We start from the raw sequence: 7,890 nt of genomic DNA, 5'->3' as shown, positions 1-7,890 counted from the left end.
CCCGAGCACGATCGCGGTGAAATTCACCAGCAGCATGATGACCAGTTGGACCAGGGCCATCGACGCGCCGGAGCGATGATGCTCCGGCAGGCGGGGATGAATGTAGAAGCCGACGGCCGCGCTGGCGCACAGGATCGCGAAAATCGCGATCGCGTTGATCGGGTCCTGCATGCGCTCGCTTGTCCTTCGCTTCGTCTTCGACGCACGAGCGCGCCGCCGTCAATATTCCACTTGTCCCGATCGTTGGCCTGACGCGCGCGAACGGGCCATCGCGTCGAGAATCAGGCTTTTCAGATCCGCCGCCTCCTCGACCACCAGAACCACCGGCAGCGCCTCGGGCTGCGGCAGATCGGGGCGCAGCGCCGACAGGAACGGCGCGATCTTGACCATGTCCTTTTCGGTGGTCACCAGCAGCGCGTCGAGCGCCTCGGCCTGACGCTGCAGCGCGGCTATGTCGGAGGGCCGGTAGGGGTAATGGTCCGGGAACGAGTGCCGCGCCGCCAGCTTGGCGCCGCAGGCCGTCAGCGAATCGAAGAATTTCTGTGGTCGGCCGATGCCGGCGAAGGCGACCACCCGCGCGCCGAGCATCCGCAAGGCGGCATTGGCGTCGGGCGCGAGGCGGCCGTGGAAGATCGGCTTGCCGGCGGCTTCGAACAGGGCGCCGGCGGCGCGGCCGGCCTCGCCCTCGCCGATCACCAGAGCCGCCGACGTATGCTGAAGCTGAAGCTCGATCGGCGCGCGCAAAGGGCCGGCCGGAAGCAGCCGACCATTGCCGAAACCGACCGCCCCGTCGATGACCGCCAAGGCGAAATCGCGGCGCAGGCTGGGGTTCTGCAGGCCGTCGTCCATCACGATCAGGCTGGCGCCGCCGGCGAGCGCGAGCATGGCGCCGGTCGGCCGGTCGCGCGCCACCACGGTCTGGGCGACGCGGGCGAGCAGCAGCGGTTCGTCGCCGGCCTCGGCGGCGCAATGGCGGCGCTGGTCGACCAGATGGGCGCCGCCGTCGGCGCTCAGTGCGCCACCGTAGCCGCGCGACAGGAAATAGGGCGTTTCGCCGGCGCGTTTCAGCCATTGGGCCACCGCCAGCGCGGTCGGCGTCTTGCCGGCGCCGCCGACCACGAAATTGCCGATACAGATGACCGGCGCGCTGACGCGCGACCCGGGACGCGCCATCCGGCGGGTCACAGCCCGCCCGTAAAGCGCCGCTAAGGGCGAGAGGACCGCCGTCATCGTCCGGCCAAACAGGCCGGGCGTCGCGGACCACCAGAAATCCGGCGCGCGCATGGGACCTCGCAAGCTCTGATGTTTAAATCTAGAAGCCCTATTGGCGAGATACAATCATGTGCGCGATATAATGTTCGAGCGCCAGCATGATTTTGTCGGCGGCGCCGCCAAGCTCGCTGACGACCCGCCGCGAGGCCTCCGCCGTGCGGCGCAGGAACAGCGCGTCGGTGAACAAAGCTTCGAGCTGCGTGGCGAGCGCGTCGACATCCTTGACCGCGACGGCGCCGCCATGGCTGTCGAGCGCGCCATAGACGTCGATGAAATTGCCGATATGGGGGCCGTGCAGAATAGCCGAGCCGAGCTTGGCCGGCTCGATCGGATTCTGGCCGCCATGGCCGGCGAGCGACTTGCCCATGAAGATCACGCTCGACAGCCGGTAGAACAGGCCGAGCTCGCCGATGGTGTCGCCGATATAGACCTGGGTCGCGCGCGTGATCGGCTCGCCGCGCGAGCGCAGCGCCGCCTGCAGGCCCGCCGCCTGCGCCTCGGCGGCGATCTCGGGGCCGCGATGCGGGTGACGCGGCGCCAGAACGGTCAGCAGATTGGGGAAACGCGCCGCCACAGCCTTGTGGGCGCGAAAGGCCAAAGCCTCCTCGCCGGGATGGGTCGAGGCCGCGATCCAGACCGGGCGCGGGCCGATTTGCCTGGCGAGTTCGTCGAGGCGCGCTGGATCGGCCGGCGGGGGCTCGACGTCATATTTCAGATTGCCAATGGCGTCGACGCGCGGCGCGCCGAGCTGGAGCAGCCGCGCGGCGTCGTCCTGGCTCTGGGCGAGGCACAGGTCGATCTTGCCGAGCAGGGTCGAGATGAAGCCGGGGAAGCGTCGCCAGCGGCCAAACGAGCGCGGCGACAGCCTGGCATTGACCAGGGTGATCGGAATGCCGCGCTCCTGGACCGCGCAGATCGTGTTTGGCCAGATCTCCGATTCCGCGAGAATGAACAGGTCGGGGCGCCAATGGTCGAGGAAGCGCGCGATGAAGGCGGGAGCGTCGAGCGGGGCGAATTGATGGGTGGCGCCGGCCGGCAGCCGTTGCGCCAGAATGCGGGCGGAGGTGACCGTGCCGGTGGTGACGAGGACGTGAAACCCCTTGCCGGTCAGGCGCTCGACCACCGGCAGCAGAGCGAGGCCCTCGCCGACGCTGGCACCATGCAGCCAGGCGAGCCGGCCCTCGGGGCGTGGCAGTCCGGCGACGCCGCGCCGCTCCTCGATCCGTTTGAGGTCTTCCTTGCCCTTGCGGCCGCGTCGCCACAGGAAGAGGCCGCTGAACGGCGCGAGGCCGCTGGCGGCGGCGCGGTAAACAGGCAGCAAAACCGCAGAACTCATTGCAGTCCGGTCTCGTTCTTCTTGTTCTGGAATGTCGTCGGCTTCCGCCTTCGCGGCGGGGTCGCGCGGAAGAGGCGGCAAACTGAACGATCATTCGGGCCGAAAGGCGGCGAAGACGCGAGAATTCCCGGCGCGCCTCCGTCGTTCATATCGCGACAGATAGCGCAGGCCGGGGGAAATTGCGAGGGCGGTTTCGGCGGGGATGCGGCTCAGTCCCTGGACGGGTCGAGCACGCGGTGGAGATGGACGATGAAATAGCGCATCTGCGCATTGTCGACAGTGGATTGCGCCTTGGCCTTCCAGGCGGCGTGGGCGCTCTTGTGATCGGGAAACATGCCGACGAAATCGATCTGGCTCAGATCCTTGAAATCGGTGGTTTCGAGATTTTTCAACTCGCCGCCGAAAACCAGATGCAACAGCTGTTTGGGCTCGACTTCATGGCTCATTCGCTCAGTCCTTCATTTTCAGGGGCGGGGCGCCGGCGCGGCTTGTGCGGTGCGGGCCTCCGGCGAGGCGCCGGCCGCACCGCCGCGCGCCGCCCGGATCAACTCGGCCTGCAGGCCGGGCGGTCCCGCGACGAGCGCGGGATGTCTCGGCTCCGGCCGATTGTAGGAGGGCGTTTGGCCGGAGAAATCGGTCAGCACGCCGCCGGCTTCGTGCAGGATCAGATCGGCGGCGGCGATGTCCCAGTCATAGCTGTTCTTGCGCGCGAGCGCGGCGTCGAGAGCGCCGTCGGCGACGCGCAGCAGACGCATGGCGAGCGAGGGCAGGCGCGGCTGCTGACGGAACGAAAGGCCGGCGCGCTTGAGATCCGAGGCGATGGAATCCGGCGCCGAAAGCCGCGCGCCGGTCAGTTCGCGCCGGGTCGAAACCGCGATCGGCGCGCCGTTGCGGCGGGCGCCGCCGCCAACCGAGGCGACGAAGGTCTCGTCGAGCGCGGGCGCGTGGACGACGCCGAACACCGGCCGATCGCCGGCGACCAGCGCCACGCAGACGGCGAAGCAGGGATCGCCCGAGGCGAAACCGCGCGTGCCGTCGATGGGATCGACCACGAACAAGGCCTTGCGGCCGAGCCGGTCGGGCGAATCGGCGGTTTCCTCGGACAGCCAACCGAAATCGGGCGCGAGCAGGCTCAATTGCGCGCGCAGGAAATTGTCGATCCGTAGATCGGCTTCGGTGACCGGCGAGCCGCCGCTCTTGTGGGTGACTTCGGCGTGAGTCGGCGCGCCGGGGCGGAAATAATCGAGCGCAATGCCTCCGGCCTCGCGCACAATCGCCTCGACGCGAGGCAGCAGCGGGGCGAAGACGGCAAGATCGGACAAAGCGCGAGCCTGATGGAGGAAATCTGATTTCGTGTAACCGTCATGACGCCCCGGCGCAAGAAATTTCGCAAGTGCGAAACCGCCGGATTTGAACGGCTTTCCACCCAATTGCCGACAATTTGAACAGTCGGGCTAAGGCGGCGTTGCTTGTGCCTTTCGCCCGGGCGGTTTCGCTAAAATGCCGCCTATTTCCTTAGCAGGGCGGAGGCTGGTCGCGGCCGAACATGGGTCAACAGCGGAATTTTCCCGCAGGAGCCCGACATGGTCCCGACCCAAGCCGCCTTCCTCACCCGTCTGGTCGCCGAGGACCCGCGCGCCGACAACGGCCTGCGCGAGATCGCCGTGGGGCCGGACGCGATCGCCATCGATCGCCGCGTCGGCGGCGTGCGCATGCGCCTGGCCGTTCCCGTGCCGAGCTATCGCGGCGTCGCGCTCAGCCTGCGCGAGGGCGCGCGCGGCTTCGTCTATCGCGTCGCTTTGGTGCACGCCGACGCCGAACTGGATGTCGTGCTCACCGAATCGCATAGCGAGGACGAGGCCGGCCGCGAATGGCGCGCCTGGGCGCAGGCCCTGAGCCTGCCGCTGCTGACGCGGACGGCCGCCGGCGAAGCGGTGGTGGAAAACCGGTTCGGGGAAATCGCGGCGCGCGAAATCCAGCCGCGCCGCCGTGGCTGGCCGCTGAAGGGCCGCCGCTCAATGATTTCGGCGCGGCGCACGAGCGGCACCAAGGGCCGCGCGCTGGCGGTGCATCGTGGCGAGCGCGAGATCGTCTGCTACGAGTGAGCCGATTTACCGGACGAAATAGAACAGCAGATTTTCCGCGAACAGCCCGGCGAACAGGATGAAGCCGGCGACGCCATTGGAGCGGAACAGGCGGAGCGCCATGGCTTCGTCGGCGCCGCCGAGCTTGCGGATCTGCCAGACCAGATGGCCGGCGAAGGCCAGCAGGCCGATCTGGCCGAATATGCCGACGCCTGCCGACAGCAGCGCCAGTTCCGCGCAGACGATCGTAACCAGATAGAACAAAGCCACGGCGAGCACGACATTGTCGCCGAACAGCAGCGCGGTCGATTTCACGCCGGCCTTGACGTCGTCCTTGATGTCCTGGATGGCGTAGATCGTGTCATAGCCGATGGTCCAGGCGATGCAGGACAGATAGAGCCACAGCGCCGGCGCCGCGAGGCCGCCGGTCACAGCCGCCCAGCCGACCAATGCGCCCCAGGAGAAGGCGAGGCCGAGCATCGCCTGCGGCCAGGATGTGAAGCGCTTCATGAAGGGATAGGCCGCCACCGGGATCAGCGCGCAAAGGCCGACGATGATGGCGAAGCGGTTGAGCGACAGCAGCACGAACAGCCCGATCAGGCATTGCGCCAGCATGAACAAGGCCGCGCCGCGCGGGCTCACCCGTCCCGAGGGCAGAGGCCGGCCGCGCGTGCGCTCGACCTGTGCGTCGATATTGCGGTCGATCAGGTCGTTGAAGGTCGATCCGGCGCCGCGCATGGCGACGGCGCCGATGAAAAACAGCAGCAGCAGGAGATAATTCGGAGCCTGGAGCTGGTAGATTCCGGCGAGGCAGGTCGCGGACAGGCACGGGGCCAGCAGCAATTGCCAGCCGGTCGGACGGTCAAGCCGGGCGAGCTGGACATAGGGCTGCCAATCAGCGGGAAGCCGCGCCCAGATCGAGGAGGCTTTGGAGTCCGGCAGTGCGCCGGCGCCCAGCGATGGCGAAGCCATGGCTCAGAGCGGCCCGGCCGGCAGTTTCGGCGGCGGCGGCAGGTTGCTGAGGCCGCCTCCGCCATTCTGCTGCATTTCCTTGGCTTTCGCGGCAAGGGCGCAGGCCTGTTCGGCGATCTTGGCGGTGCGTTCGGTATTGGTCTTGAAATTCTCGAAGAAATCGTCGGGAATGTTGCACCATTCCTTGTTCTTGGCCATGTAGGCGCTCATTTTCCCCTCGATGTCCTTCATCTTGCGCAGATGCGGGCAGGCGGCGACGGGGTCGAGCTTGTTGCCATGCGCCTTGGAAAGCGCGTTGAGAGCCTCGATTTCGGCGTTGCGCTCCTTGCCGAAGCCGGCGAGGTCCTCGTTGCAGACCTGCGCGCGCGCTCCGGCCGAAAAGGCGCAAATAGCCAGCAAAAAAGCCGCGAAAAGGAAAAAGGGACGCATCGAAACGTTGATTGCTCGGGCCATTGTCATTCCGCTGTCGCGCCGCTCCCGCCGGATTTGCACAAAATTCAAACGATTGTTTAGCAAAAAGCCCCACCCCGAAGCAAGCTTGGCTCAAATCGCGCCGCCGGCTCCGCCTTTTCCAGCCTTCAGATAGGGCGCCATGCCCGCGCGCGCCAGGGCGTCGGCGCGTTCGTTCATCGCGTCTCCGGCGTGACCTTTCACCCAATGCCAGGCGATTTCATGGCGATGGGCCGCGTCGTCCAGCCGTTTCCACAGATCGTCGTTCTTGACCGGCTTGCGGTCGGCGGTGCGCCAGCCGTTGCGCTTCCAATTATGCATCCAGGAGGTGACGCCCTGGCGAAGATATTGGGAATCGGTGTGCAGGTCGACCGCGCAGGCGCGGGTCAGAGCCTCCAGCGCCGAAATGGCGGCCAGCAGCTCCATGCGATTGTTGGTCGTCGCCGGCTCGCCGCCCGCAAGCTCCTTCTCGACGCCATTGAAGGTCAGGATCGCTCCCCAGCCGCCGGGGCCGGGATTGCCGGAACAGGCGCCGTCGGTCCAGATCGCCACGCGGCGCGTCACAGTTCGAGCCCATATTCGCCGGCGTGGTCGATGGTCTGATGGAAGCGCAGCCGGGCGAGATATTCGAGCGGGTTCTTGGGCTTGACCAAAGCGCCGGGGGGGACGTTCAGCCAGTCGTAGAGCCGGGTCAGCAGGAAACGCATGGCGGCGCCGCGCGCCAGGACCGGCAAGGCGGCGCGCTCGACGGGCGCCAGCGGGCGCAGGCTCTGATAGCCGTGCAGCAAGGCGCGGCCCTTGGTCGCGTTGAAGGCGCCGTCCGGCTCGAAACACCAGGCGTTCAGGCAGATCGCGAGGTCATAGGCCAGCGCGTCATTGCAGGCGAAATAGAAATCGATCAGGCCCGAAAGCCTTGCGCCCAGGAACAGGACATTGTCCGGAAACAGGTCGGCGTGAATCACGCCCTGCGGCAGGTCGGACGGCCACAGGCGGGCCAGCGTCTCCAGTTCGCTCGCAATTTCGCCGGCGAGGCCGGGCGCGACCTCTTCGGCGCGGGCGCGCGAGGCCGCGAACAGCTCCGGCCAATGGGCGATCGACAGCATATTGTGGCGGGAAAGGCCGAAGCCTTTGCCGGCGAGGTGCAATTGCGCCAAGGCGCGGCCGGTTTCGGCGCAATGATGCGCGTCCGGCTTGCGGGTCGAGACGCCGTCGAGAAAGGTGACCACGGCGGCGGGACGGCCGGCGAGCGTTCCGAGGGCCGCGCCGTCGCGCCGCCGCACCGGCAGCGGGCAGGACAGGCTGTGCTCGGCGAGATGTTCCATCAGGCCGAGAAAGAAGGGGAGATCCTCGGCGTTGACGCGCTTTTCGTAGAGCGTGAGGATGAAATAGCCGCCCTCGCAATGGAGCAGATAGTTCGAATTCTCGACGCCCTCGGCTATGCCCTTGAAGGACAGGACCTCGCCGAGGTCATAGCCGGCGAGGAAGGCGAACAAGGCCTCGTCCGTGACATCCGTGTAAACCGCCATCGTCCGCGACTCGCTCCCGCGCCCCGCCCCCTGTTAGCGGTGCGCGCGCGCAGCGTCAAACCAGCGCCTTGAGCGAGACGCCCGCGGGAACCGGCGTATCGTCCGGCACGAAGAAATCCGGCGCGAGCGGGCTGGTGGGATCGACGCGATAGGCGTCGAAATCGCTCACGCCGCATTTGGCGAGGAAGACGTCGTCGATCAGGAATTGTCCGGTCAGCTCGCGGCTCGGCGCCGTGAAAATGGCGTGGGG

Annotated in this window: 9 protein-coding genes and 1 pseudogene; 1 reads left to right on the top strand and 9 read right to left on the bottom strand. The window is 67.2% G+C overall.

Annotation, left to right across the window (positions count from 1 at the left end; translation table 11 throughout):
• Positions 1–219 precede the first annotated feature (219 nt).
• The 4 genes from lpxK to ACE3S9_RS11165 form a co-directional block, all read right to left on the bottom strand.
• Positions 220–1,284, bottom strand: coding sequence for a tetraacyldisaccharide 4'-kinase (gene lpxK, locus ACE3S9_RS11180; RefSeq protein WP_374546539.1), 1,065 nt, complete (start codon positions 1,282–1,284; stop codon positions 220–222).
• Between the two features lie 37 nt (positions 1,285–1,321).
• Complete coding sequence (locus tag ACE3S9_RS11175; RefSeq protein ID WP_374546538.1) at positions 1,322–2,608, bottom strand: 3-deoxy-D-manno-octulosonic acid transferase; 1,287 nt, start codon at positions 2,606–2,608, stop codon at positions 1,322–1,324.
• A 209-nt stretch (positions 2,609–2,817) separates the two neighbouring features.
• Positions 2,818–3,054, bottom strand: coding sequence for a DUF4170 domain-containing protein (locus tag ACE3S9_RS11170; protein ID WP_374546537.1), 237 nt, complete (start codon positions 3,052–3,054; stop codon positions 2,818–2,820).
• An 18-nt stretch (positions 3,055–3,072) separates the two neighbouring features.
• Positions 3,073–3,930 (bottom strand): 3'(2'),5'-bisphosphate nucleotidase CysQ, encoded by an 858-nt coding sequence (locus tag ACE3S9_RS11165; protein ID WP_374546536.1) that lies wholly within the window; start codon positions 3,928–3,930, stop codon positions 3,073–3,075.
• Between the two features lie 261 nt (positions 3,931–4,191).
• On the opposite strand from ACE3S9_RS11165, the gene ACE3S9_RS11160 reads away from it, so the two are divergent.
• The gene (locus ACE3S9_RS11160; RefSeq protein ID WP_374546535.1) at positions 4,192–4,713 is read left to right on the top strand and encodes a DUF6101 family protein; all 522 of its coding nucleotides are present in this window, start codon (positions 4,192–4,194) and stop codon (positions 4,711–4,713) included.
• 6 nt (positions 4,714–4,719) lie between these two features.
• Here ACE3S9_RS11160 and ubiA read toward each other — a convergent pair whose 3' ends face one another.
• The 5 genes and pseudogenes from ubiA to ACE3S9_RS11135 form a co-directional block, all read right to left on the bottom strand.
• Positions 4,720–5,664, bottom strand: a complete 945-nt coding sequence (ubiA, locus tag ACE3S9_RS11155) for a 4-hydroxybenzoate octaprenyltransferase (RefSeq protein ID WP_374546534.1) — start codon at positions 5,662–5,664, stop codon at positions 4,720–4,722.
• 3 nt (positions 5,665–5,667) lie between these two features.
• Positions 5,668–6,117: a hypothetical protein gene (locus ACE3S9_RS11150; RefSeq protein WP_374546533.1), complete on the bottom strand. Its 450-nt coding sequence runs from the start codon at positions 6,115–6,117 to the stop codon at positions 5,668–5,670.
• Between the two features lie 90 nt (positions 6,118–6,207).
• Positions 6,208–6,678, bottom strand: a complete 471-nt coding sequence (gene rnhA / locus ACE3S9_RS11145; RefSeq protein ID WP_374546532.1) for a ribonuclease HI — start codon at positions 6,676–6,678, stop codon at positions 6,208–6,210.
• Positions 6,675–7,640 carry a homoserine kinase gene (gene thrB / locus ACE3S9_RS11140; RefSeq protein ID WP_374546531.1) on the bottom strand — a complete coding sequence of 322 codons (966 nt, stop codon included), beginning with the start codon at positions 7,638–7,640 and terminating at the stop codon, positions 6,675–6,677. Before thrB ends, rnhA begins: the two co-directional genes overlap by 4 nt.
• A gap of 55 nt (positions 7,641–7,695) precedes the next feature.
• A pseudogene (locus ACE3S9_RS11135) lies at positions 7,696–7,890 on the bottom strand (short chain dehydrogenase); the annotation flags it as partial.

The sequence above is a fragment of the Rhodoblastus sp. genome, assembly GCF_041915505.1.
In the GTDB taxonomy this organism is placed as follows: Bacteria; Pseudomonadota; Alphaproteobacteria; order Rhizobiales; family Beijerinckiaceae; genus Rhodoblastus.
The sequence above is the reverse complement of the archived record's forward strand: the minus strand, read 5'-3'. Positions and strand labels throughout refer to the sequence as shown.